The following is a 24,167-nucleotide window of genomic DNA, read 5'->3' as shown; positions in this document are numbered from 1 at the left end:
CGAGTATACAATACAAACCTTCTAGTCGTTTTCAGGTACACGAAGCAAATTCATTTCGTGTAGCGTTTCAGCAATTTGGACCGAGTTCCAAGCAGCTCCTTTTAATAGGTTGTCTGACACAATCCATAAATGGAAACCGTTCTTCACGTCAACGTCTTGACGAATACGGCCGACAAATGTTTCTTTCTGGTTGACGCTATTTAGCGCTTGTGGATATAGTTGTTCACTTGGCTCATCTTGCAAAATTACACCTGGAGCTTGCGCCATTAATTCTTGGATGGCTGAGACCGATGCATCTGCTTGTTTCACTTCTATATAAACAGATTCAGAATGTCCTGAAATTACCGGAATACGGACACAGGTGGCAACGACTTTTAGCTTGTTGTCTCCCATGATTTTTTTTGTTTCATTCATCATTTTCCATTCTTCGTAGGTATACCCTGCTTCTGAAAAAACATCAATTTGAGGCAACGCATTAAAAGCAATTGGATAATGTTTTTCGTCACTGCCAGCTGGTAAAATTTCAGCTGACCATTCACTGACAGGTTTTCCCTCTAAAAAATCTTCGGCTTGTTCTTTTAGCTCATTAATTGCACGGATACCTGCGCCACTCACAGCTTGATACGTTGAAACGATGATTCGTTCTAAGCCAAACGCTTGCCGAATTGGTTCCAAGGCCACCATCATTTGAATCGTAGAACAATTGGGATTTGCGATGATTCCCTGATGATTTTTCAAGGCTTCCGGGTTCACTTCTGGAACAACTAAAGGAACATCTTTTGCCATTCTAAAATGGCTAGTGTTGTCAACAACAACAGCTCCGCGCTTAACTGCTTCTGGTGCAAACTTTTCGGAAATACTCCCACCAGCACTAAATAATGCTAAATCGATTCCTTCAAATGATTCCGGGACTAATTCTTCCACGATAAGAGGTTGCCCTTTAAACTGAATCTCTTGTCCAGCAGAACGCTTAGACGCCAATAACCTCACACTGGCAATTGGCAAACTTGTCTCTGCTAACAATTCAATCATTCTTGTCCCGACAGCACCTGTTGCTCCTACCACGGCAACATGATATTCTTTTCCCATATTTTCATACTCCCCTCTTACCTTCTTGTAAAAGCTACTTGTCCTATTTTACCATAGTATTGAAAAAACCTACATAGTCAAAAAAATGATTTTTTTATTTTCCCATGATATTTTAAAACTATTACCCATCAAAGGACTATCCATTGACTTTTGACTTAAATTTGTTATAGTTAAAACGAATTTAATTATAAAGGGAGCGAAATTTCATGGCACGCGTAGAAAGTTTTGAATTAGATCACAACACAGTAAAAGCACCATATGTTCGCCTTGCTGGCACAGAACAAAATGGTGATGCGTTAGTCGAAAAATATGACTTACGTTTCTTACAACCAAACAAAGATGCCCTACCAACAGGCGCATTACACACGTTGGAACATTTATTAGCAGTTAACATGCGTGATGAATTAAAAGGAATCATTGACATTTCGCCAATGGGTTGCCGCACTGGTTTTTATATGATTATGTGGGATCAACATTCACCACAAGAAATCCGTGATGCATTAGTCAACGTTTTAAACAAAGTAATCAATACAGAAGTTGTTCCAGCAGTCTCTGCAAAAGAGTGTGGAAACTACAAAGATCATTCTTTATTTGCAGCGAAAGAATACGCAAAAATCGTCTTAGACCAAGGAATTAGTTTAGATCCATTTGAACGTATTCTGTAATCTTTAGCAATTAACGACAGAGAAACCCACTATTAAGCTGTGGGTTTTTCTGTTCTCTTTCTTAATTTAAACGGAGGTTTTTTATGAATCAAACAATCGAACAATTACTAAGTCACCGTTCCGTTCGTCATTTTAAAAAGCAAGCGTTAACGGACAAGCAGAAACAACAGTTAATTACTGCAGCTCAAGCAGGATCAAGCTCCAATTTTTTACAAGCTTATACAATTATAGAAATCAAAGATCCTGAGCTACGCAGAGAATTGGGAAGTTTAGCGAATTGCGAAGACTATGTCGTTAACACTGGTGTGTTCTATGTTTTTGTTGCTGATTTGTATCGTCATGCAACGATTTTGTCAAAAGAGGGGCAATCATTAGAACCCTTAAAGACACCAGAATCATTATTAGTAGCTGCCGTTGATACAACGATTGCTGCGCAAAACATGGCCATTGCGGCTGAATCTATGGATTTAGGGATTTGTTATATTGGCGGCATTCGAAATGACTTAGACACAGTAGCCAAACGCTTATCTTTGCCTGAATTAACTGTACCACTTTTCGGATTAACAATCGGTGTACCAGAAACGTTAAATGGTGTAAAACCACGGATGCCTTTTGAAAATATTTTAAGCGAAAATCACTACCAATCAGACAAATTGACAGATATGCACACATATGATGAATTATTAAAAGATTATTATGCCAGCCGCTCAAGTAACGCCCAAACAGCGGATTGGTCACAGAAGTCTTTGTCCTATTTTTCTTATAATCGTCGCCCAGAAGTAAAAATTTTCTTGCAAAAACAAGGATTTGATGTCTAAACAAAAGAGCGTGGGCCTACGTTGAAATAACGTAAGCCCACGCTCTTTTGTTAATTTTTATTTATCTTTACTAAATTTTTCTTTTAAGTCTTCAAAGCCTTCTTTAACTTTATCAGTTAATTTTTCAGCGCCTTCTTTAAGGTCGTCGCCGGCATCACGTGCTTTGTCTTTTACGTCAGCAAAGGTTGATTGAGCTTTTCCTTCAAGTTCTTTGCCTTTATCATCCGTAACTTTGCCTTGCGCTTCTTTTGCAGTACCTTCTACTTTATCTTTTGCATCGTCAAAACGTCCTTTTAAATCTGCCATGCTAATCCCTCCTAAATAATTAATTACATAATAAGAGTATCATTCTTAGCCATTTCCTTCAAATATAATGCATGAACTACGAATAAATGGTTATTTTTGAGCTATTAAAGCTTTTTTTGCCAAGGCAAAGCAACCAATTGTTCCTGGATTATCTTCTAAAAGAGGCGTCACCAAGTATTTTTCTAAAGGCGGTGTTTCCACATATCCATTGACTAATTCAGCAAATTTTTCACGAACTTTCGGCATCAAATGACGTTGTTTCATGACGCCGCCACCTAAAATGATCACTTCTGGCGCTAATAATAAAGTCGTATTGTACGCCGCTTGCGCTAAATAATAAGCTTCTAGTTCCCAAATTTTATGATCCTCTTCCAATAAATGACCTTTTTTACCAGAACGACCTTCAACTGCTGGTCCTGCTGCAATCCCTTCTAAACAATCTCCATGATAAGGACAATTTCCTGCATACGTATCTTCAGGATGACGACGGACTAACGCATGCCCCATTTCTGGGTGGCTAAAGCCTTCAATAAACTCACCGTTTTGAATCGCTCCAGCGCCAACACCAGTTCCAATTGTATAATATACACAACTAGATGTATGTTGCCCATTTCCAGCAACATACTCACCATATGCCGCAGCATTCACATCCGTTGTCCAAGCCATTGGCACATCAAAATGTTGTTTCATAGTCCCTAACAAGTCAAAGTTACGCCAAGCTAATTTTGGTGTAGAAGTGATATAACCATACGTAGGAGAATCAACGTGAATATCAATCGGACCAAACGAACCAATCCCAATCGCTTTTAAAGGATATTGTTGGAAAAATTCTATTACTTTTTTCATTGTTTCTTCTGGGGTTGTTGTGGGAAAACTGACACGTTCCACAATGGTCAAATCATCTGTCCCAACGCCACATACAAATTTTGTGCCACCGGCTTCGATACTTCCTAAAAGTTTTTCTGTCATTGCAATATGCTCCTTCGTTTCCACTTTATAAGTAAGCGGATACATTACTTTTGATTAAATAACTAACATACACGTTTAGTTTACCACTTTTTTGTCGTTTCGACAGAACAATTTAACAATTTCAGTCAGGTTGCCCAATGAAATCTGGCAAGTTGCTAAAGAGCATTTTTCTAAAACAAAAAAACGAGCATTCACGGTTATCTAACAATGAATGCTCGTTTTTTGTTTATTGATTCTTTAGCGAAAAATATAACAATAGTCCGATTGTAATCCACCCACCACTAAGTAAAAGCATTAACCAACTTAAAAGCGTTTCTTTTAGAATACTTCTGGGTTCTTTTGCATGCTGAATAAAACTCATACTAGTCAGCAAAGAAAAGAGGAAAAACATAAAACAAATGACCGCTAAACCGCCAGACAACCAAAACCAACTAGCCATTATTCTCACTCTCCTTTTCGCTTGTTTTTTGATAATTATTGCGCCAAATGACACTATAAATTGCCCCAATTGTGATTACTAACAACGTGTAGAAAGTCGGTAACCACCATGTGGGTAGGACCCATTTGACCGTAGCTTCTTGATTCAATTTTTTTGCTTCACGAGTGTTAATCGTAAATTCTTGTTGAAAAGGCCAAGACTGTTGTTCATCTTGTTGTAAAATAGCACGTCCTGTAAATATATAAGTCCCAGCATCTAGCGGTTGTTTACCCAAATCAAGATGAAAATTCATGGAACTATTTGGGGCAAAGCGAACATTTTTTAGTGTCCGTTGTGCAATTTTTTTAGAGGACCCTTTTTTTATCACTTGACCTTCTAAACGAACTTCTGGAAAAATAGCAGCATACGGATTTTGAATGACCGCCTTTAGTGATTTGGCCCCTAAAGCAATTGTAGGTGTTACTTTCGCTAATTTCAGTTGGTTCACCTCTGTTAAAGGAGCATTCTCAGCACTCCTCATAGCAATCGCAACATTAAACCCGTAGCGACTGGTTAATCCCATTGTTTGGTTCTCTTCCTCTGTTTTTTCATCTTTGAGATGCGCATAAACCCCGCCTAAAACAACTCCTTTGATAGGCTGATCAAGTCCCTTCACCTTCATCTTTGCTGATACTGTTTGATGAGGCGGCACACTCACTTCCTCATTTTCTAAAGTAACCAAGTCTGTCAGCGGAACCTTTAACGATGAATCAAGTGGTTTATCAAAATCATTGTACACAATCAACCCATTATCATTTGTTGATGCATTTGCTAGAGTCAATACGATGGACAATTTTTCGTCTGTCTTATTTTTTATATCTAGGACAATAGTGGAAGATTGCTTTGGTGCCAGAATTAAATCATAATAACTAGATGTTCCTGACACTTGATTTTCTGGTAAAACAGGCGTTACTGTAAATTTAGTCTTCATTTCTTCTGTAGCTTCTACTTTTGGAACAATAATAAAAAATGTGAAAAACAGAAATAGACAGAAAACACCGACTTTTTTTCTACTCATTTCTTCAAGATCTCCTTTATAAAGCTGAATGTACCTACTAGTCTAACAAATCAGCGAAACAATGCTGATCAATCTTTGACTTTTGGGAAGGATAATCTTGAAAAGAAAGAGGAAAAGATTGGTAAGTTGCTTTATTTCTTTTCTCTGAATTAAAACTACATATTTAACGCAAAAAAAGAGGTTTCCCACCACAGTGGAAAACCTCTATAAACCTTGTCATAACAATGTTTTAAAAGACTATGCGTCTGGATTTGCGTTTTCGTCTTTGAGACCGTATTTTTTGTTGAAACGGTCCACACGTCCGTCGGCTTGTGTGAATTTTTGACGACCAGTGTAGAATGGGTGTGAGTCTGAAGTAACCTCAACACGTAATAATGGATAAGTGTTGCCATCTTCCCATTCAACAGTTTCTGAAGATCCTTTAGTTGAACCTGAAAGGAATTTGAAACCTGTTGTTGAATCCATGAATACTACTGGTTGGTAATTTGGATGGATATCTTGTTTCATACGTTTTTTCGCTCCTTTGCCCTGATCCATTTGCTGTATCAGAGTTATTTTGTCGGTATACAACAATGCTATCTTACCATGTTTTCAGTTGGTATGCAATTATCTTTTTGGATTTCTTTTAATTTGTTTGCCAAACGAAACATCATGGAAAACTTCAAATAATTGTTGATTATTTTGGGTCCGTTTCAACATTTTTATGAATTGATCCGTATATTCCAGCGAGTCTCCTGACATATTATTTCTCAATTTCCACGTTTCTTCTAGTTGTTCTGGTGTCATTAGCAACTCTTCTTTTCGCGTACTTGATTTTTTAATATCAATTGCTGGGAAAATACGGCGCTCTGCTAATTCACGAGATAAATGGAGCTCCATATTGCCTGTGCCTTTGAATTCTTCATAGATGACATCATCCATTCGGCTACCTGTATCCACCAATGCTGTGGCTAAAATAGTTAGACTGCCCCCTTCTTCGATATTTCTGGCAGCACCAAAAAATCGTTTAGGTTTGAAAAACGCAGCTGGATCTATTCCGCCACTTAAGGTTCGACCACTAGGCGGGACCACTAAATTATAGGCCCTTGCTAAACGAGTGATGCTGTCCATTAAAATAACTACGTCCCGTTTGTCTTCAACTAAGCGCATTGCTCGATCCAGAACCAATTCAGCAACTCGCGTATGATTTTGTGGTTGTTGATCAAAAGTTGAAGAAACCACATCGCCTTTAACACTTCGCTCTAAATCAGTCACTTCTTCAGGACGCTCGTCAATTAACAACAGAATCAATTCCACATCAGGATGATTTTCTGTAATCCCATTAGCAATTTCCTTTAAAACACTTGTTTTTCCCGCTTTTGGCGGCGCTACAATTAAACCACGTTGCCCAAAACCAATTGGGGCAAATACATCAATCATTCGTGTTGATAATCTGCCAGCCGTTGTTTCTAACGTTAATTGTTTTTCAGGATACAACGGTGTTAGCGCTGGAAAATGTGGCCGCTCTTTCGCTTCTTCAGGATCTTTCCCATTGACACTTTCAACATGCATGAGTCCATAGTAACGTTCTGATTCCTTTGGCGGACGCGCCTTGCCAGCTACTTTGTCCCCATTTCTCAATCCGAAACGACGAATTTGAGAAGAAGAAATATAAATGTCTTCTGCACTTGGTCCATAATTAATTGGCCGCAAAAAGCCATAACCATCCTGAGAAACAATATCTAAAATTCCTTCCATGAAGAAAAACCCTTGCTTCTCAGCTTGTGCACGAATCACAGCTAAAGACAATTCTTTTTTGTTCATTTGGCTATAATAAGGAATTTTAAACTCTTTCGCGTACGCATAAATATCTTTTAACGTACTGTTTTCCAATTCAGCCATTGTTAAATAGTCGCTCATTGATCCACCTCAAACGGACCTTCTTGTTCTTCGGTTTCTAGCATTTGAATATCAGCACCCAAAGCAGTTAACTTTTCGATAATGTGGTCGTACCCACGTAAAATATATTCTACATTATAAATCGTGGTCGTACCTTCAGCCATCAAGCCGGCAGTGACTAGGCAAGCGCCTGCCCGTAAATCAGAGGCGACTACTTCTGCACCGTGCAATTGATTTGGGCCATTTAAGATAATCATATTGCCTTCAACCGAAGCATCAGCCCCCATCCGCACTAACTCAGGGATATGCTTATTTCGTTGAGCATATATCGTATCAATAATTTCACCAGTTCCTTGCGCTTTTAAAAGTAATGGCGTTAACGGTTGTTGCAAGTCTGTGGCAAAACCAGGATACGGATAGGTTTTCACCGTCGTCATTTTCAGATCATGTGACGGATGAACTTCAATCATGTCTTCTTCAATTGTCATCTTAACGCCCATTTCTTGCAATTTCGCAATGAAGCTTTCTAAATGCTCATAAATAACATTTCGAACCTTGATTCCTTCACCCATAGCTGCTGCCATAGCTAAATAAGTCCCAGCTTCAATTCGATCTGGAATAATCGAGTGACGACAGCCATGTAATTCTTCGACTCCTTCAATCCGAATAACATCCGTTCCAGCTCCTCGAACTTTTGCACCCATGTTATTTAATAATGTAGCAATATCAATAATTTCTGGCTCACGCGCAGCATTTTCAATAATCGTTTTGCCTTTGGCTTTAACTGCGGCTAACATGACATTGATTGTAGCGCCAATAGATACCATATCCATAAAAATTCGGGTTCCTTGTAAGCCAGCTTCGTCTGTTCTCAAGTACATCGCCCCATGTTCGTTGGTTACATGAGCGCCTAATGCTTCAAATCCTTTGATATGTAAATCAATTGGACGAGGGCCTAAGTAACAACCGCCAGGTAAGCCGACAACGCCTTCCCCAAATCGACCAAGAAGTGAGCCCATAAAATAATAGGATGCACGTAAGCTATTGATTTTTCCTTTTGGCATTGGCACAGAAACAACTTCTGTTGGGTCAATAATTAATGTATTATTTTCAAAAGTAATTTTAGCACCCATAATTTCTAAAATTTCAATTAATGAGTGAACATCCTGAATGTCAGGAACGCCATCTAAAGTCACGGGCGAATCTGCTAAAATAGCAGCTGGAATTAAAGCGACCACACTATTTTTAGCGCCGCTAATGGTTACTTCGCCTTTTAATGGACGATTCCCATTGATTACGATTTTTTTCATTTATATTCTCACCTATCTATAATATACGTTTTCTAAATAAACTACCCAATCATTCTATCATAATCAAGCTTAAGAAAAAAGAAAACTTCTCAGGTATTTTAATAGAATGAAAAAATAACAAAAAATAAAAAAGACAGCCACGTGCTGTGGCTGTCTTTAACGTAACTAGTTGATTAAGCTTTGTTAGCTGAACCGAACCAATCAATGTGTTCTTCTGCATCTTTGATGATTGCAGCTTTACCTGGTGCTAATAATTTACGAGGGTCAAATCCTTTACCTTCTAAATCTTTACCAGCTTCAATATATTCGCGCGTTGCTTTAGCGAATGATAATTGGAATTCTGTATTTACGTTAACTTTTGAGATACCCATTGAAATTGCTTTTTCAATTTGTTCTTGAGGAATACCAGAACCTCCGTGTAATACTAGAGGTACATCAGAACCGACAGCTTCAGCAATTGCTTGTAAGTGATCAAATGCTAAACCTTTCCAGTTTTCTGGATATTGACCATGGATGTTACCGATACCACATGCTAAGTAGTCAATACCTGTAGCAACCATTTGTTTACATTCTTCGATATCAGCTAATTCGCCAGTACCGATGATTCCGTCTTCTTCACCACCGATTGAACCAACTTCACATTCAACAGAAATACCTTTAGCGTGAGCTTTTTCAACTACATCTTTCGCTAATTTTAAGTTTTCTTCGAATGGTAAGTGAGAACCATCAAACATGATTGAAGTATAGCCAACTTCGATACATTCTAAAGCAGCTTCGTAGTCACCGTGGTCTAAGTGAATTGCTACTGGAACTGTGATATTCATTGAGTCTACTAAATTAGTAATCATGTCTTTAGCTACTTTGTAGCCACCCATGTATTTAGCAGCGCCCATTGATGTTTGGATTAGAACTGGTGCTTTTTTAGCTTCTGCTGCTTCTAAAATCGCTTGTGTCCATTCTAAGTTATTTGTGTTATAGCCACCTACTGCATAGCCGCCTTTACGTGCTGCTTTTAAGAATTCTGCTCCTGATACTACTGGCATAAAAAATTCCTCCTAAGTTTTTAAAAACTTTATTTGTTAGGTGTTCCCTAACCAACGGTTCTATTTTAGCAGAATTCCTGACACTTTTCTAGTAAAATTCCCTTTTTCAGAAAATTTTTGTCTATTCTTTCACATAACCTTCATTTTTATAAAAAAACCTCCAGTTTTCCCATTATCACTTTGGGATCTGAAGGCCGACTTGCTATTTTAATTTTTTCTTTGGTGGATAACGTTTCACCTTGTAGGATTGAAGCTCAGGAAATGTTCCTGTACTATGAAAAATCCGTTGTTCATCTTCATTGGCAAAACGCCCTAAAACCGATTGTGTTGGTAAAATATTTACAAAGGCATTCTCATCGATACTGTAAACTGCTTGTTCTAAATCATAGAGCTCGTAGCGAGTAATGACCATCATAATCATCCGACCTTCTGCACCTGAATAGCCGCCGATTGAAGGCAACAAGGTCATGCCACGAGCGATTTGTTGAGAAACTTCTAAGGCAACAGCTTCTGGTCTCGTGGTGACAATCATTGCTGTGACTTTTTGGTGACTAGTATGAATCATGTCGACCACCTGACTCAAACAGTAAATAGAAATAATAGTATACAACGCACTTTCCCAGTTAAACACAAAACCAGCCAACAGCACAATAATACCATTTAATAAGAACATAAAATTACCAACTGTTTTCCCTGTTGTTTTTGAAAGAATCAGTGAAATAATGTCCATGCCGCCAGTGTTAAAGCCCATTTTCAATGAAAGCCCTGCGCCAACGCCGACTAAGACACCACCCATAATTGCGTTCATCAAAGGATTCGTTGTGACTGTTACGATTGGCACAAACATAGTGACAACGGAAATGCCAATAACATTGATGAAACTAAGAATCGTTGATTGTTTCCCTAATTTTACAAACCCTAGAATGAAGACGGGAATGTTTAAAAATAAAATGAAGATCCCTGTATTAATATGGATTCCTAAATTTGTATATAATAATGTAGCAATGATTTGCGCAATTCCGTTCATCCCTGCCGAAAAAACTTTTGCCGGAATCAAAAAGAAATTCAAACCGACCGCAGAAGTCAAAGCGGTTATCGCCATCACTGCTATTTTTTTTATCGATTCATTCCTTTGGTAAGTACTAACCAATCGACTCATTTTTCTTCGCTCCTTCGCTATTCTTCTGACTTAGAATAACAGGTTCTATCCTAAAAGAAAAGGGGCTAAAAGCGAACATTGAAAAAAATTTTTTTGCAACGTTTCCATGAAAGAATGCGGGAAGATATCCCTAAAAACTGATCTTCTTATTTCTCTATTCAAAATGATTCTAGCCTAACCTTTTTTACTATTTCATGATATGATGAAGCAAAGAATATTTTAGGAGGTTTTTACATGGCTGCAAAAGAAGCAAGTTTTGATGTAGTTTCAGAGGTCAATATGGAGGAAGTCAAAAACGCGATTCAAATTGCCTTGAAAGAATTGAAAAATCGTTTTGACTTTAAAGGGTCAATTGCTGATATTAAATTGGAAAACGATAAATTAGTAGTCGTAGCTGAAGATGATTATAAAGTCGAGCAAGTGAAGGATATTTTATTTGGAAAATTAGTCAAACGCAATGTTCCGATTAAAAATATTCATTTTTCAGAAAGTGAAAAAGCCTTAGGCGGTACCGCTCGCCAATATGGTGATTTAATCAGTGGTATTGATAAAGAAAATGCGAAAAAAATCAACACAGCTATCAAAAACTCTGGGATTAAAGTTAAGTCACAAATCCAAGAAGACAAAATTCGGGTAACTGGAAAAAGTCGGGATGATTTACAAAAAGTCATGGCTCTTTTACGAGAATTAGATTTACCAATGGCTCTTGAGTTTAACAATTATCGCTAAAAAAATCCTTCAACTGTTAATGAATAGTTGAAGGATTTTTTTGTTTTGGTACTGGCCATTCTTGATTATTCAATAAAACGATTGGTCGGCGTTGGATTTTTTCTGAAAAAGCGGCAATTGCTTTGAAAACCTTTGGCATAAAATAAAACGCATTTAATTCTTCTAAATCCAGTTCTTCTTCTGCCGTAAACGAGACACAAACCTCTTGTTCTGAAAGCATAATTTCAATTTTCTTTAAAAATTGAAATTGCCGCATTCCTGGCACGAAATAACCAGCCTTTGCAACACGAGAGGTTGTAATATCTAATTTATCACTAATGATTAGTGCTAGTGTCATTAACTCTTCCGAATCAAAGCCATTACTATGATTTTCTATAGAAGATAAAATTTCTTCTTGATAAGGCAAACAAATCTTTTGCTTACGAAAATATGCTTCTGCAAATTGTTTCCCACGAAGTGCATGTCCTGCTTTTCCTTGTAGCGCACCCACATCATGGAGCAGTGCCGCAATTTTTGCCGCCTCTAAATACTCCTCTGAAACAGCAAGTTGTTTCAAAATCATTTCCGTCATGGCTACGACATTGGTTACATGAAACCAATTATGGTATGCCCACCCAGCTTCTTCATCTTCCATTTGACCAATTGCATCATAAATTTGTCGAATTTCAGTATCTTGATGAATGCGTTCAAACAGCTTCATTTATTTTCTCCTTAAAATTAGTTACTGTTCCAAAAATTCTTTTAACTTTGCAGGATTTTTTTCGCTGTTTAAACCAACAATTAAACGAATCCGCGCTTTCGGTCCGTTTAAACCACGGGCAAAAACGACCCCCATTTTTTTCAAGCCAACGCCACCACCAGCATAATCATAGATATCTTCAGCAATGCCATTGGAACAACGAGAAACTAAAACGACTGGAATCCCGTTATCTAGCATTTTTTGTAATGCTGGGAGCGTTTCTGGCGGTAAATTACCCGCACCTAACGCTTCAATTACTAACCCATCCGTTTCTGGGGTGTTTAATAATTCAAACATTCGTTCACCCATCCCCGCATAGGCCTTCACTACGTGAACATTTCCTTTCACAGAAGAAACATCGCAAACTTCTTGCGGTAAGACCTCTTTCGCAAAAAAAGCACGTTCTTTCGCAATGGTTCCAATTGGTCCAAAAGTTGGCGTCCGAAACGTCGCTACGTTCGTTGTATGTGTTTTTGTCACATAACGCGCCGTATGAATTTCATCATTCATCACGACTAAAACACCTTTATCGTACGATTCGTCTGAACAAGCAGTCCAAATAGCACTGATGAAATTATACAAGCCATCACTACCGATTTCGTTACTTGACCGCATTGCTCCTGTTAAAACAATGGGGATTTTTTTCTCTAAGGTTATATCTAAAAAATAAGCAGTTTCTTCTAATGTATCTGTTCCATGCGTAATAACCACGCCATCAATTGGTTCAGAATAAGCTTTTTGAATCCGTTCTTTTAATTGAAACATCCGTTCTAAGGTCATGTGTGGTGAGGGAATATTAAAAATATCTTCGACAACTAAATGAACCTTGCCAGAAAATAATGCTTCTTGTTCCATCAACGGATTTTTTTCATTCGGGGCAACACTTCCTCCTGCTACTTTCGACATGGAAATGGTCCCACCTGTATGAAGGACTAAAATGGTCTTCATTTGTTTCCTCCTTTGTTTTCTTTATTTTTTAACCAAAATTGTTTCACTTGTTGAATGAGTTGTTCATTGGTGTTTGCCTTACGATGCGCCAACCAATGCGGCGGAAAGAAACGCTGGACACTTGGTAATTCAAATCGTTCGTCTAATAACAACACAAAGCCTTTATCTTCCGCATCTCGAATGACACGTCCAGCCGCTTGCAAGACTTTATTCATGCCAGGAATTTGATACGCAAATTGAAACCCTTGTCCTCGCTCTTCTTGATAAAAAGTGCGAATCAGTTCTTGCTCCGGATTCATTTGTGGTAGCCCGACACTAACAATTATCGTACCAATCAATCGGGTACCTTTCAAGTCAATTCCTTCTGAAAATATACCACCTAAAACACAAAAACCGATGAAAGTTTCTTGAGGATTCTCTTTAAATTCAGCTAAAAATGCTTCTCGCTCTTTTTCGTTTAAGTCCGTTCCCTGAATTTGAGTTTTTACTTGCGGGTAGCGTTGGCTAAATACTTGATAGACATCATCCATATAGGCATAAGAAGGGAAGAAAATTAAATAATTACCTGTTTTTGTTTCACTTAACTTCCCTAAAAGTTCACTAATCTGTGGATAACTTTTTTCACGGTTTTTATAGGTTGTTTGAAGATGACTACCAATCATCAACAATTGATTTTCTTCTGGAAAAGGATACGGAATCCGATAACGTAGGCTTTCTTCACCTCCACCAAGCACTTCTTGATAATAATTCAGAGGTGTTAAACTTGCCGAAAATAAGATACTCGCTTTCCCTTTATCTAATCGTTGTGACAATAAATAAGCCGGATCGACACAAAATTGTTTCACAACGCAGTCATAGTTTCGCAAAGAAATAGACGTATAAAAGCCGTTGTCGTAATACTCGCTGATTCGAAGATAACTTAAACAATCAAAATAAAAACTGAGAATCGACGCCAATTCCTCAATGTGTTGATTTTCTGGCAACCATTCTGCAATTACTTCTGTTAATCGATGTATCTGTTTAACTAATGAATCAATTGGCGCACGTTGGGCAAAAAAATCCGTGTCTTTTTCTTCACAGATTGCTTCAATATCATCAAACGTAGTTAAGACTTTTTGACAAGCACTTTTCAATTGAACAGATTCTTTTTGCAATCTTTTTTGAATTTGCAAAACCGCATTCCTAGAAATAGCGGCCGAATACATCTCCCGTGAACGATTGACCAAATTATGGGTTTCATCCACTAAAAAAATATTCTCTTCTGCACTTTGGGGTTCTTCAAAGAAGCGCCGTAAATAAACCGTTGGATCAAATAGATAATTGTAATCGCCAATAATTAAATCACACCAAAGACTTGCATCTAGCGACAACTCGAATGGACACAATTGGTGCTTTTGTGCATACCGTTCAATAACCTCTCTCGTTAAATGATTTTCATGTTGCAATAAATCCCACAGTCCCTCATTTAAACGATCATAATAGCCGTCAGCAAACGGGCAATGTTCTGGTGTACAATTTCGTTCAGTTAAAAAACAAATTTTATCTTTTGCTGTTAACGTAATACTCTTAGTTTGCGCTTGTTTTTCGGACAGCGCTTTGACGGCATCTTCAGCCACTTGCCGCGTGATGGTCTTAGCTGTTAAATAAAAAATCCGTTCGCCTTCTTCTTCACCAATTGCTTTCATCGCTGGAAAAAGAGTGGACATTGTCTTGCCTGTTCCAGTTGGTGCTTCCACGAAGAGCCGCTGTTTACTAAGAATTGTTTTATAGACGGCTACCGCCAATTCTCGTTGCCCTTTGCGATACTCTCCGTAAGGAAAACTAAGATTTTTTAATGATTTATTTCTCAAAATACGCCACTCTTCTTTAAAAATTACCCACTGTTCATAGCGCTTCATCAAATCAGTAAAAAACTCCGCTAATGCAGCTTCTGTAAAATGGCGTTCTTGTCGTGTGATTTGTTTTGTGGTGGTCTGATAATAAGTGAGTTGAAGCGTTATTTCAGAAAGTTGTTCTTGTTGGCAATACATGTGACCATAACACATCGCTTGATACCAAAACAATTCGACCTTTTCTGGCGGCAATTCTTCAAACGCTGGCTCGGATGTTTTAATTTCATCAATGACCACTTGCCCAGTTTCTTTCACAAAAATGCCGTCTGCACGACCTTCTACACAATAATTATGGCCATTTAAAGGCACCTCAATTTTTAAAGATACTTCCTTTTGATAAAGGCTCCCCGCTTCCTTTTGCAACATTCGATGAAGGCGACTACCTTCTTGTGGTGTATGTTCACTCACATGGCGAGAATCGATACTTCCCCGCCTTAAAATAAATTCGACCACTTGACGCACCGCAATTTTTCTCGTTGATTTCACGTAATCCCACCTATCTGCCTCCCTATTATAGAACATACATTCGCTAAACAAAAGCAAAAAATCCAAAACGAACACAATCATGCGTTCATTCTGGATTTCTCTTTAGATTATCAACAATTAAAAACAACTTGTTTCTTCTAACTGTTTGGTTTCTTTTCCATTTGCTTTTGCCACGACCAATTGCGCCATTTGTTTAAACGAATTATTTAAACCAATGCCGCCCTTTTTGGGCATCTTCACAATCGGTACTTGCTGATAATAGTGACTAACTGCTGGATTTTCTTCTGCCATCGCTGCAATTGCAGGAATGCCTGCAGCATTAAACTTACAAGCTAGATGAGCGGCCATTTCTCCAAAATTAGGATAATGCATGGCAGGTCCGCAAAGAACCGCATTGGCATGAAACTTTTTTGCAAAGCCAATAAATTTCTTTGCTACCTCTTCCTCGTTTTCCAAATAATATTGGTCACCACAATAAAGTGTCGCAACAATTTCCGCTCCTTGCTTCTGTAAAAATGGTAGCAATGTTACCCCTGGACCTAAGGGAGCTTTTTTACCACTTGGTTTCAGCTGAGCTTGTTCATCACTGCCAAATCCTGCTAAACTGTGGTTTAAGACTAAAAGGATTTTTTTCATGCCTATTTCCTCCTTATTTATAAATCATCGAAGTCAAAGGAATCAAAATCAATTTCTTCACTCTCTTCTTCTTGTGCTTTCCATTCTTCACGTAAATATTGGTCATCCATAACTCGAATAAAAGGATAATAAATGAACATTCCTAGTACCAATAAGAGAGCTTGCAGAATTGATCCTTGCCAACCGCTGACTAAAGGTGGGGTCGTCCACGGCAATTGAATACCGTTCGTCAATGGAACTAAGCCCCAATCCATAGCAAAATAGGCAATAATAATATTAATTGCGGGTACTAATAAAAATGGAATTAAAAGGATTGGATTTAAAACAATTGGCAACCCAAAAATGATTGGTTCGTTAATCCCAAAAACACCAGGAATTAGTGAAAGTTGCGAAAGCTTTTTAATTCGTTGACTTTTACAGAATAAGACCATCACAATGATTAATGAGAGTGTGGAACCGGCGCCACCAAATGTTGCAAACATATCTTGAAATTGTCCAGTGATGATGTTGGGAATTTCATGACCGTCTTTAAATGCTTGTAAATTTTCAACAGACAATGCCCGCAAAACAGGATTAAAGACTGCGCCAACCACGCTACCTCCGTTAATGCCAAAGAACCAAAAGAAGTGTAAAAATAAATAAGCAATGCTCATCGCACCTAAGGTATTACCAAGACTCAATAAGGGCGTTTGTAGAAATTCAAAAATAACATCTTGTAAATTACCATAAGGAGTTAAAGCAGCCAGCCAATTGACTAAAAACATGAGAGTAACAACTAAAAAACTCGGAATCAGGGCCTCAAAAGACTTAACCACTGTTGGTGGCACTCCTTCTGGCATTTTTATTGTCCACCCTTTACGAACAATGGCCACAAATAAACGAGTCGCAATTAATGCGACAATCATTCCTAAAAACAAGCCACTGGAACCCATCCATTTTAAAGGTAAACTAGTAACTTCATAAACCTTTGAACTATTTTCCGGTGTAAATAATGTTTGATAAGGCGTTACAATAAAAAATGAAACCAATGCGATAATTCCTGCTTGCATTGCATCCACATTGAATTGTTTTCCTAAACTATAGGCAATACCGACAACGGCCAGAATAGTCATTACATCAAAACTAGCACTAGCTGGAACAGACATCATTGTCGCCCAGTCTTTACCAAGCAAATGAGACATCCAAGTATCCCATTGTGGCAAAGGAAAATTAGCAATTAATAAGAAGACCGAACCAACAATCAACAAGGGCGTTGATAAAAGGAAGCCATCACGAATCGCTACTAAATACTTATTTTCTCCTATCACTTTTGCCAAAGGGGTCAATACGCGCTCTAACCAATCCAAAAATTTTTGCACGGTCGTCACTCCTATCTATTATTTTTTATTTTGCTTAATTAACCGCAGCGCTTCTTTCAATGCTTTTTCGCCATCCATCATGCCATAAATTTCTGGCGCAATTGCAGCGACAGGAATCCCTTGAGGAGCAAATTGTTCTTTTGTTTTTTCTAATAAAAAACGGACTTGTGGTCCTAATAAAATAGCAACAGGCTTCTCTGCTTCAACCACTTCTTGTGCTCTTGCAATAGGAAAAGCAGTAATCATTAAAGGCATTTGATGTTTTTCCACCACTTCCATCATTTTATTCACCATAATACTTGTAGACATCCCTGCATCACAAAAAAGATAAATTTGTTTTTTACTCATGTTCCTTCACTCTCCTCATTTATTCAATTGGTGCTTTGATTCTTTTTTCATAGGCCGCTAACCATTCTTGTGAAATCGGCTGAATCTCTGTGGTATGATTCTTGCCTGGATTTGCAATATAGATTTCTGGTTGCTGCATATCAGTACCAACCGTAAAAGTAAATTCCACATTCGTAGCTACGCCCCAGTCTCCCTGTTTGTTCATGGCCACTAGTGAAAAAGCTCCTGCTTTCCCATAACGTTGGGTCAATTTTTCATGAAAAGCATAGACGGCTTGATCACATGCTTGTTGTGGCGAGCGCCCTTCCCCCATTAAACGAACGATTTCATAAGAAAGACAGCCTTTCATTAAATCTTCACCTAAGCCTGTAGCCGCAGCACCACCAATTTCGCTATCAACATAAAAACCAGAACCTGACAGTGGTGAATCGCCAACACGTCCTGCTTTTTTCATGAAGAGTCCCGAACTGGAAGTGCCAGCTGCCATTGATCCTGTTTGGTCTAACGTAATAGCGCCGACAGTATCATGCCCATCATAGGGGTTCAACTGATTTTCCTGAATTTCTTTTAAACGCTTTTGCCACCATTGATTAGCGCGTTCTGTCAACATATTCTTTCTTTCAAAACCGTGCAACATTGAATATTTCGTTGCACCTGCGCCAACACGAAAACTATTAAACTTCTCTTTACTTAATGCTTTAGCCACTGAAATCGGATTTTTAACATCTGTAATTCCCGCCACAGCACCAATTGCAAATGTGTCTCCATCCATATAGGCAGCATCCATTTCTAAAATCCCTTCCTCATTAGGTAAACCGCCGTAGCCCACTGACTTATAAAAAGGATAGTCTTCTACTTCTTTAATTAATTGTTCCACGGCCGTGCCTGCAGCACCTCCTTGTTGTAATTCTTCTGTAGCTTTTAGTAACCCATCATGTGCCATCCGCCATGTCGCAATTGCACCCCAAGTCATTTTCCATCCGCCCTTTCGTTAACGCTTACATTTCTCCACCATTATAAACTAGTATATACTGTTTTGTATATACTGAAAATGAAATTTTATACAGAAAAATAGAAGATACACGTATGCGACCTCTACGAAACACATTGGCTTCTTCTCATACGTATATCTTCTATTGGTTTTATGCTTCTGTTAATGCAATCATCGCTTGCATATAGATTTCCAGATTAAGCAGTAAATCTTTTTCATCCATATATTCATCTTGGTTATGCGCAATGCCTTTTTGACCAGGAAATGATGGACCAAAAGCAACGATATTCGGCATAAAGCGAGCATACGTAGCACCTGTAGTTGTGACTGGCGTCCCATCTAAGCCAGTAATTTGTTCATAAACCTTGGTTAATTTTTGAACATTGCGCTCATCTTTTGGAAACAGCGTACTAGGGAGGCGGCGGATGACGGTCACTTCACTTTCTGGAAATAGTGCCTTCGTTAGCTGCGTGGTTACTTCGTTTTCTGTAATAGAAACAGGATAACGCACGGCCAATGATAACACCAACTGCTGTCCTCGTTTTTCCAACGCATAGGGCGTTAAAATCAATTGCCCACTATCCTGATCCTTAAAGTCTAGAGCTACTCCTTCGCCATAGTGCTTTTCGTGAAAACTAGCGGTTAACCAGTCGAAATACTGTAATAAATTTCCTTTGACTAACTGTTCCTCGCTAATTTTCTGTGCCAATAAAGTAATCGCGTTCTTGCCTAGTTCTGGCGCATTGGAAGGAGCACGTTTTCCCGTGATTGCTGTTGTTTTTCCCGCAATCACCACACTTAATTGATCAGGTACGTGGTCTTTTGCTTGATCACCCATAATCTGACCAATTTGTTCACTTGAATCATCTGGGATGGTCGTTGTGATTTCATAATTAACAATCCCTCGCTCCCCATAAACTACTGGATATTTACAATCTGGAGTAAATCCAAAAACGGGTGCGTTTTCCTTCTCTAAATATAAGGGGATATCTCCACTCCCACTTTCTTCATCCGTGCCAAACATTAAGCGAATGGTTTTCTTTGGTTGGTAACCAAGTTCTTTCAGTAATTTCATTCCATACAGGCAAGCCAAGATAGGACCTTTATTATCTAGAATTCCTCTACCATACAAACGTTGATTTTTTTTCGTTAATTGAAAGGGCGGCACTGACCAGCCAGAACCTTCTGGTACTACGTCTAAATGACCAATAATCCCCAGATATTCTTCCGCTGTTCCCCATTGCGCATAGCCAACTGCGTCATTGACAATCTCAGTTTGAAAGCCATAACGCTCTGCAAGTTTCAGCGTTTCTTCCAAGGCTCTTTTCGGTCCTTCGCCAAAAGGTGCCTCTTTTTTAGGCGACCCTTTCACACTTCGAATCGCGATAATTTTGTTTAAGTCTTCATAAAATAAATCTTTTTGAGCGGCTATTTCTTCTTTTATCTTCATTCGTTCCAAGAACCTCCTAGCTCCACTTGGTTGTTTTCAGACGGGCTATAGCGGGTCAGTGTGTTTTTAAACGTGTACCGATCTGCTCGATATAAAGAGACATCATATAAAATAGGGGTTGCATCAAGCGCATAGGTGATAGAGTGGACTTGTAAAAGTGGCTGGCCCACAGGAACATTCAATAATTCGGAAATTTCCGCTTCAACTAAGATTGCTTCAATTTCTTGATGCGAATAAGCAATCTCGACGTTCTTCTCGATTAAGCAGAAAAGAGAGCCCTCGAAGTCTTGCTTCGTATGGCCTTGTACGTATGCCTGTGGCAAATAAATTTTTTCAACTGTCATTGGCTCGCCGTCTAACATTCGGCGGCGAATCAGTTCATAAATTGCCTCATTTTTGCCCACTTGAAGCGCCTCCCGAATTTTCTCATCGGGATGTACTACTTCTTCAAAGGAAATGACTTCTGTCTGGCTTTTTTTCCCGTAAGCTTTGGCTGCCTCAGTAAAACCTTGTAAGCCAGCGCGACCACTTTGAATTTTCGCTTGCGACATCACATAACTACCTTTACCATGTCGTTTTACCAAAATATTTTTGCGGATCAAATCATCAATCGCTTTACGAATGGTCAAGCGACTGCAGTTATATTCTTTAGCTAAATCATATTCTGAAGGTAATTTTTGTGCACTTACATACAGACCGTCTCGAATCTTCTTTTCAATTTCTGCAGAAATTTGCTTAAATTTGGGTGCATTTTCTGTCATTTCATCGCCTATCTTTCTTCAAAAAAATAAATTTTCTAGTATATACCACACTGTCTATACTAAATCAATTTTTAAGAAACCGCAATCATTTGTTGCGTTTCTTAAAAATCAAAAAAAGAAAGCGAGCCACAAGTCGGTTGGACTTGTGGCTCGCTTTCTTAGGAAAAAATGTGTTATTTCCCTTTCATCCGTTCTTTGCCTTCTTGACACATATAGAGTAGCGGACAGGCTTCACATTTAGGCGCTCTTGCTAGGCAGTGATAACGCCCAAAGAAAATCATGGTATGGTGCGTTTTCACCCAGAGTTCTTTCGGAACTTTACGCATTAAGGTTTGCTCAACTTCAGTAACATTCGCATTTAGCTTACAAATTCTAAGGCGCTTGGACACTCGTTCCACATGTGTATCTACTGCAAAAGCCGGTTCACCAAAAGCATCTCCCATTACTACATTGGCTGTTTTTCTCCCCACGCCAGGTAAACTGACCAGTTCATCTCTGGTTTGCGGAACTTCTCCATTGAAACGTTCTAAAAGTTGTTGTGCGCACGCTTTAATATTTTTTGCTTTATTGCGATATAAGCCAATGGTTTTTATTTTAGCAATAATCTCCTCCACCGGCGCAGCTGCTAAAGCTTCTGGTGTTGGAAAAGCTGCGAATAAACCAGGAGTCGCTTTATTTACCGATACATCGGTTGCTTGCGCACTTAAAATCACAGCAATTAATAATTCAAAAGGATTCTTATGTTTTAATTCACATTCTGCATTTGGAAACATCTCATACATAATTTCAATAGCTTCCATCGTTTTCTCTTTTGATAGCATGGCCCACCTCCTTTTTATTCACTGTCTTCTGGATTTAACCAATTGTGTAATGTAACCTTTGGTAACGATTCTTGTGTCTGACCTTGTTGTTCAATCTCATTTTGAATCATAGAATCTTTTCGTTTTTTCTGATCAGCAGCAACTTGTTCTTTGGTGGTAATATTTTTACGCTCCCACGCAAGTAAAATACGATCAATATATTTCAAACTATACGCCTGATTTAAAACAGCTTCTCGCAACGCTAACCGGATTAACTCAGGGGAATAATGGTCCGTGTTCAACCACTGACCAATCATTTCTAATTCAATGGGTGAAAGTGGACGTCCGAATTCTTTTTCAAAGCCTTGGTAAAGCTGTTTAATTTCATCTTCGTGGTTTGCGACAACTTGTTTTTCTTTGCTCGTTTGTAAAAATAATTGAATCTTTTGAAAAACAGGCAGTAAATCATACGTATCCATCATTTGACCTTTTTGGTTTTGTTGTGTTTCAATTCGAATAAATCCGCGAGAAACCAATTGATTTAATAACTTATAAATCGTATCTGGCGTTTTGCCCATCGTCTCTGCAATCGCCATTAAGTCTGGAAATAAATCGCCTGCATTTTGCGAACGAAAAAGTTGCAGTAAAAAGAGAAATTCATCATCTTTCAAACCAATTTTTTGGTAATGATCAAATAGTAAGTTTGAGATTGTTGTTTCACCAGCTTCTAAATATTCACGAATTGATAACATTGTTGTTGTCCACTTCCCCTTGCTTGTTTCACTTATTGCACATGATAAACATCAAAATAAATAGCTTTCATATAATCAATTAAATAACTAGGATTCAATTCTTCTCCCGTTGCATCATAAATTAATTGATTTGGTTTACGTGAAGCGCCGTACTGATGAATATGTTGTGTTAACCATTTACGGATATCAGAATAATCCTCCGAAGCTAAAATTTCATCAACAGATAATTCTTGTTTCATTGCGTGAAATAGTTGCGCGGCGTACATATAACCCAAGGCATAAGATGGGAAATAACCAAAGCTACCTCCAGACCAATGAACATCTTGAAGGACACCTTCTAAATCATTTTCAGGTGATACGCCTAAGTACTCTTGGTATTTTTCGTTCCACACTTTTGGCAAATCAGCGACTTCCAAAGAACCATTAAATAACATTTTTTCAATTTCATAACGAATAATGATATGCAAAGGATAGGTGAGACTATCGGAATCAATCCGAATCAAACTTGCTTTCGTTTCTTTTAAAGAAGCATAGAAATCTTCAAAAGCAATATCATCAAAAGTACCTTCTGCGCATTCTTGGAAAAACGGGTATTGTTTTTGCCAAAAAGCCCGGTTGCTACCAATGATAATTTCATTAAAGAGCGATTGTGATTCGTGAATCCCCATAGAGGCACCTTCGCTTAGCGGCGTAAAGTCAAATTTAGGATCAAAATTTTGTTCATACATCCCATGACCCGCTTCATGAATCACACCAAATGTTGCCATTGAGAAATTATTTTCTTCCCAGCGCGTAGTAATCCGCGCATCATTTCGATTTAGAGCTGTCATAAATGGATGAACTGTATCATCTAATCGGCCTTTTGAAAAATCATAGCCTAATTGTTCAACCACACCAATCACAAAACGGCGTTGTTGTTCTTTGGTCATTTTTCTAGATAAAAAGTCAGTTCTAGGCGGCGTACCTTTTTCTGCCAAAACGGTCCGAATCTCTTGAATCCCTTGTTTTACTTGGTCGAATACTTGGTCTAGTTTCTCAACCGTCATCCCTGGTTCAAATTGATTTAATAACACATCATACGGAGTTTTTTCTTCTTTTTGCCAATAAGGAATGAACTCTTTTTGGAACGCAACGACCTTCGTTAAGGTTTCTTCTAACAAGCCGAAATCTTGTGCAGCGCGTGCTTTTAACCAATCTGTATGTGCTTGGTTTAATACTTTAACATATTCTTGCATACGTTCAGCTGGAACATTTTTATTCAAAGCATATTCTTCTTTTACTTTTTCAAAAACCAGTTTCCCTAATTCAGATAATTCTTCAGGGCGTGTCTCAAAATAGGCCAATGCTTCTTGAATAACTGGGCCAATACTTCGTTCAAAATATAATCCGGTTAAATACCCTTCTACTTCTCCTCGAAAAGGACTACTTTTTTCTGGCATCCCAGTTGATGAATCCCAGTCTAATAATGTCAAGGCATTTTTTAGTAATTGAATTTCTTTCACTTCTTGTAAAAATACAGCTTCCTTCATTTTTTTACACCAGCT

General features: G+C 38.3%; 25 protein-coding genes. 3 read left to right on the top strand and 22 right to left on the bottom strand.

From position 1 onward, the window contains the following. Window positions 1-21: 21 nt before the first annotated feature. Entirely contained in the window at window positions 22-1,089 is a 1,068-nt protein-coding gene (locus IGI80_RS10305; protein ID WP_002381968.1) for an aspartate-semialdehyde dehydrogenase, read from the bottom strand. A gap of 206 nt (window positions 1,090-1,295) precedes the next feature. On the opposite strand from IGI80_RS10305, the gene IGI80_RS10300 reads away from it, so the two are divergent. Together IGI80_RS10300 and nfsA are read left to right on the top strand one after the other, a co-directional pair. Further along, window positions 1,296-1,754: an S-ribosylhomocysteine lyase gene (locus IGI80_RS10300; RefSeq protein WP_002357960.1), complete on the top strand. Its 459-nt coding sequence runs from the start codon at window positions 1,296-1,298 to the stop codon at window positions 1,752-1,754. Between the two features lie 83 nt (window positions 1,755-1,837). Continuing rightward, a complete protein-coding gene (gene nfsA, locus IGI80_RS10295; protein WP_002388950.1) occupies window positions 1,838-2,572 on the top strand; it encodes an oxygen-insensitive NADPH nitroreductase in 735 nt (244 codons plus the stop codon). Window positions 2,573-2,629: 57 nt separating this feature from the next. Here the strand turns inward: nfsA and IGI80_RS10290 are convergent, their stop codons facing one another. The 9 genes from IGI80_RS10290 to IGI80_RS10250 form a co-directional block, all read right to left on the bottom strand. Continuing rightward, entirely contained in the window at window positions 2,630-2,878 is a 249-nt protein-coding gene (locus IGI80_RS10290) for a YtxH domain-containing protein (RefSeq protein ID WP_438723359.1), read from the bottom strand. 90 nt (window positions 2,879-2,968) lie between these two features. Next, window positions 2,969-3,847 (bottom strand): fructokinase ScrK, encoded by an 879-nt coding sequence (gene scrK, locus IGI80_RS10285; protein WP_438723358.1) that lies wholly within the window; start codon window positions 3,845-3,847, stop codon window positions 2,969-2,971. Between the two features lie 226 nt (window positions 3,848-4,073). Further along, window positions 4,074-4,286, bottom strand: coding sequence for a hypothetical protein (locus IGI80_RS10280; protein ID WP_002357965.1), 213 nt, complete (start codon window positions 4,284-4,286; stop codon window positions 4,074-4,076). Beyond that, window positions 4,279-5,343, bottom strand: a complete 1,065-nt coding sequence (locus IGI80_RS10275) for a DUF916 and DUF3324 domain-containing protein (RefSeq protein ID WP_010717572.1) — start codon at window positions 5,341-5,343, stop codon at window positions 4,279-4,281. Before IGI80_RS10275 ends, IGI80_RS10280 begins: the two co-directional genes overlap by 8 nt. A 237-nt stretch (window positions 5,344-5,580) precedes the next feature. Further along, the gene (locus IGI80_RS10270) at window positions 5,581-5,850 is read right to left on the bottom strand and encodes a type B 50S ribosomal protein L31 (RefSeq protein ID WP_002357967.1); all 270 of its coding nucleotides are present in this window, start codon (window positions 5,848-5,850) and stop codon (window positions 5,581-5,583) included. Window positions 5,851-5,949: 99 nt separating this feature from the next. Beyond that, window positions 5,950-7,242, bottom strand: coding sequence for a transcription termination factor Rho (rho, locus tag IGI80_RS10265; RefSeq protein WP_002357968.1), 1,293 nt, complete (start codon window positions 7,240-7,242; stop codon window positions 5,950-5,952). Beyond that, window positions 7,239-8,531: a UDP-N-acetylglucosamine 1-carboxyvinyltransferase gene (locus IGI80_RS10260; protein ID WP_002357969.1), complete on the bottom strand. Its 1,293-nt coding sequence runs from the start codon at window positions 8,529-8,531 to the stop codon at window positions 7,239-7,241. The genes rho and IGI80_RS10260 overlap by 4 nt, the downstream gene beginning before the upstream one ends. 173 nt (window positions 8,532-8,704) lie before the next feature. Beyond that, window positions 8,705-9,574: a class II fructose-bisphosphate aldolase gene (locus tag IGI80_RS10255; RefSeq protein ID WP_002357972.1), complete on the bottom strand. Its 870-nt coding sequence runs from the start codon at window positions 9,572-9,574 to the stop codon at window positions 8,705-8,707. A gap of 202 nt (window positions 9,575-9,776) precedes the next feature. Continuing rightward, on the bottom strand, window positions 9,777-10,733 hold the full coding sequence (locus tag IGI80_RS10250) for a YitT family protein (RefSeq protein ID WP_002381974.1): 957 nt from the start codon (window positions 10,731-10,733) through the stop codon (window positions 9,777-9,779). 234 nt (window positions 10,734-10,967) lie between these two features. Here IGI80_RS10250 and IGI80_RS10245 point away from each other — a divergent pair, with 234 nt between their 5' ends. After that, window positions 10,968-11,462, top strand: coding sequence for a YajQ family cyclic di-GMP-binding protein (locus IGI80_RS10245; protein WP_002357974.1), 495 nt, complete (start codon window positions 10,968-10,970; stop codon window positions 11,460-11,462). A 16-nt stretch (window positions 11,463-11,478) separates the two neighbouring features. Here IGI80_RS10245 and IGI80_RS10240 read toward each other — a convergent pair whose 3' ends face one another. The 12 genes from IGI80_RS10240 to IGI80_RS10185 form a co-directional block, all read right to left on the bottom strand. Next, on the bottom strand, window positions 11,479-12,162 hold the full coding sequence (locus IGI80_RS10240) for an HD domain-containing protein (protein ID WP_002361640.1): 684 nt from the start codon (window positions 12,160-12,162) through the stop codon (window positions 11,479-11,481). Window positions 12,163-12,183: 21 nt separating this feature from the next. After that, complete coding sequence (locus IGI80_RS10235) at window positions 12,184-13,149, bottom strand: asparaginase (protein ID WP_002361639.1); 966 nt, start codon at window positions 13,147-13,149, stop codon at window positions 12,184-12,186. Then, window positions 13,146-15,608 (bottom strand): helicase C-terminal domain-containing protein, encoded by a 2,463-nt coding sequence (locus IGI80_RS10230; RefSeq protein ID WP_002393441.1) that lies wholly within the window; start codon window positions 15,606-15,608, stop codon window positions 13,146-13,148. Before IGI80_RS10230 ends, IGI80_RS10235 begins: the two co-directional genes overlap by 4 nt. 36 nt (window positions 15,609-15,644) lie before the next feature. Then, entirely contained in the window at window positions 15,645-16,163 is a 519-nt protein-coding gene (locus IGI80_RS10225) for a GrdB-related putative oxidoreductase (RefSeq protein ID WP_002357978.1), read from the bottom strand. 17 nt (window positions 16,164-16,180) lie between these two features. Continuing rightward, entirely contained in the window at window positions 16,181-17,521 is a 1,341-nt protein-coding gene (celB, locus tag IGI80_RS10220) for a PTS cellobiose transporter subunit IIC (protein WP_438723356.1), read from the bottom strand. Window positions 17,522-17,539: 18 nt separating this feature from the next. Continuing rightward, window positions 17,540-17,869 carry a PTS sugar transporter subunit IIB gene (locus IGI80_RS10215; RefSeq protein WP_002357981.1) on the bottom strand — a complete coding sequence of 110 codons (330 nt, stop codon included), beginning with the start codon at window positions 17,867-17,869 and terminating at the stop codon, window positions 17,540-17,542. A gap of 19 nt (window positions 17,870-17,888) precedes the next feature. Further along, entirely contained in the window at window positions 17,889-18,842 is a 954-nt protein-coding gene (locus tag IGI80_RS10210; RefSeq protein WP_002361636.1) for a N(4)-(beta-N-acetylglucosaminyl)-L-asparaginase, read from the bottom strand. Between the two features lie 169 nt (window positions 18,843-19,011). After that, a complete protein-coding gene (locus tag IGI80_RS10205; RefSeq protein ID WP_002419191.1) occupies window positions 19,012-20,310 on the bottom strand; it encodes a Sapep family Mn(2+)-dependent dipeptidase in 1,299 nt (432 codons plus the stop codon). After that, the gene (locus IGI80_RS10200; protein WP_002361633.1) at window positions 20,307-21,071 is read right to left on the bottom strand and encodes a GntR family transcriptional regulator, LSA1692 subfamily; all 765 of its coding nucleotides are present in this window, start codon (window positions 21,069-21,071) and stop codon (window positions 20,307-20,309) included. Before IGI80_RS10200 ends, IGI80_RS10205 begins: the two co-directional genes overlap by 4 nt. 173 nt (window positions 21,072-21,244) lie before the next feature. Then, on the bottom strand, window positions 21,245-21,892 hold the full coding sequence (gene nth / locus IGI80_RS10195; RefSeq protein WP_002357985.1) for an endonuclease III: 648 nt from the start codon (window positions 21,890-21,892) through the stop codon (window positions 21,245-21,247). A 14-nt stretch (window positions 21,893-21,906) separates the two neighbouring features. Then, complete coding sequence (locus IGI80_RS10190) at window positions 21,907-22,623, bottom strand: DnaD domain protein (protein ID WP_002357986.1); 717 nt, start codon at window positions 22,621-22,623, stop codon at window positions 21,907-21,909. Between the two features lie 32 nt (window positions 22,624-22,655). Beyond that, window positions 22,656-24,152 (bottom strand): carboxypeptidase M32, encoded by a 1,497-nt coding sequence (locus IGI80_RS10185; RefSeq protein WP_002360566.1) that lies wholly within the window; start codon window positions 24,150-24,152, stop codon window positions 22,656-22,658. Between the last annotated feature and the right edge of the window lie 15 nt (window positions 24,153-24,167).

The sequence above is a fragment of the Enterococcus sp. DIV1420a genome, assembly GCF_051712165.1.
Taxonomy (GTDB): Bacteria; Bacillota; Bacilli; order Lactobacillales; family Enterococcaceae; genus Enterococcus; species Enterococcus faecalis.
This window is presented reverse-complemented; position numbering and strand designations above follow the sequence as displayed.

Coding starts and splice junctions, on each gene's coding strand:
- IGI80_RS10305 (WP_002381968.1), bottom strand. CDS start 1,089: ATGGGAAAAGAATATCATGTTGCCGTGGTAGGAGCAACAGGTGCTGTC.
- IGI80_RS10300 (WP_002357960.1), top strand. CDS start 1,296: ATGGCACGCGTAGAAAGTTTTGAATTAGATCACAACACAGTAAAAGCA.
- nfsA (WP_002388950.1), top strand. CDS start 1,838: ATGAATCAAACAATCGAACAATTACTAAGTCACCGTTCCGTTCGTCAT.
- IGI80_RS10290 (WP_438723359.1), bottom strand. CDS start 2,878: ATGGCAGATTTAAAAGGACGTTTTGACGATGCAAAAGATAAAGTAGAA.
- scrK (WP_438723358.1), bottom strand. CDS start 3,847: ATGACAGAAAAACTTTTAGGAAGTATCGAAGCCGGTGGCACAAAATTT.
- IGI80_RS10280 (WP_002357965.1), bottom strand. CDS start 4,286: ATGGCTAGTTGGTTTTGGTTGTCTGGCGGTTTAGCGGTCATTTGTTTT.
- IGI80_RS10275 (WP_010717572.1), bottom strand. CDS start 5,343: ATGAGTAGAAAAAAAGTCGGTGTTTTCTGTCTATTTCTGTTTTTCACA.
- IGI80_RS10270 (WP_002357967.1), bottom strand. CDS start 5,850: ATGAAACAAGATATCCATCCAAATTACCAACCAGTAGTATTCATGGAT.
- rho (WP_002357968.1), bottom strand. CDS start 7,242: ATGAGCGACTATTTAACAATGGCTGAATTGGAAAACAGTACGTTAAAA.
- IGI80_RS10260 (WP_002357969.1), bottom strand. CDS start 8,531: ATGAAAAAAATCGTAATCAATGGGAATCGTCCATTAAAAGGCGAAGTA.
- IGI80_RS10255 (WP_002357972.1), bottom strand. CDS start 9,574: ATGCCAGTAGTATCAGGAGCAGAATTCTTAAAAGCAGCACGTAAAGGC.
- IGI80_RS10250 (WP_002381974.1), bottom strand. CDS start 10,733: ATGAGTCGATTGGTTAGTACTTACCAAAGGAATGAATCGATAAAAAAA.
- IGI80_RS10245 (WP_002357974.1), top strand. CDS start 10,968: ATGGCTGCAAAAGAAGCAAGTTTTGATGTAGTTTCAGAGGTCAATATG.
- IGI80_RS10240 (WP_002361640.1), bottom strand. CDS start 12,162: ATGAAGCTGTTTGAACGCATTCATCAAGATACTGAAATTCGACAAATT.
- IGI80_RS10235 (WP_002361639.1), bottom strand. CDS start 13,149: ATGAAGACCATTTTAGTCCTTCATACAGGTGGGACCATTTCCATGTCG.
- IGI80_RS10230 (WP_002393441.1), bottom strand. CDS start 15,608: ATGATTGTGTTCGTTTTGGATTTTTTGCTTTTGTTTAGCGAATGTATG.
- IGI80_RS10225 (WP_002357978.1), bottom strand. CDS start 16,163: ATGAAAAAAATCCTTTTAGTCTTAAACCACAGTTTAGCAGGATTTGGC.
- IGI80_RS10215 (WP_002357981.1), bottom strand. CDS start 17,869: ATGAGTAAAAAACAAATTTATCTTTTTTGTGATGCAGGGATGTCTACA.
- IGI80_RS10210 (WP_002361636.1), bottom strand. CDS start 18,842: ATGACTTGGGGTGCAATTGCGACATGGCGGATGGCACATGATGGGTTA.
- IGI80_RS10205 (WP_002419191.1), bottom strand. CDS start 20,310: ATGAAGATAAAAGAAGAAATAGCCGCTCAAAAAGATTTATTTTATGAA.
- IGI80_RS10200 (WP_002361633.1), bottom strand. CDS start 21,071: ATGACAGAAAATGCACCCAAATTTAAGCAAATTTCTGCAGAAATTGAA.
- nth (WP_002357985.1), bottom strand. CDS start 21,892: ATGCTATCAAAAGAGAAAACGATGGAAGCTATTGAAATTATGTATGAG.
- IGI80_RS10190 (WP_002357986.1), bottom strand. CDS start 22,623: ATGTTATCAATTCGTGAATATTTAGAAGCTGGTGAAACAACAATCTCA.
- IGI80_RS10185 (WP_002360566.1), bottom strand. CDS start 24,152: ATGAAGGAAGCTGTATTTTTACAAGAAGTGAAAGAAATTCAATTACTA.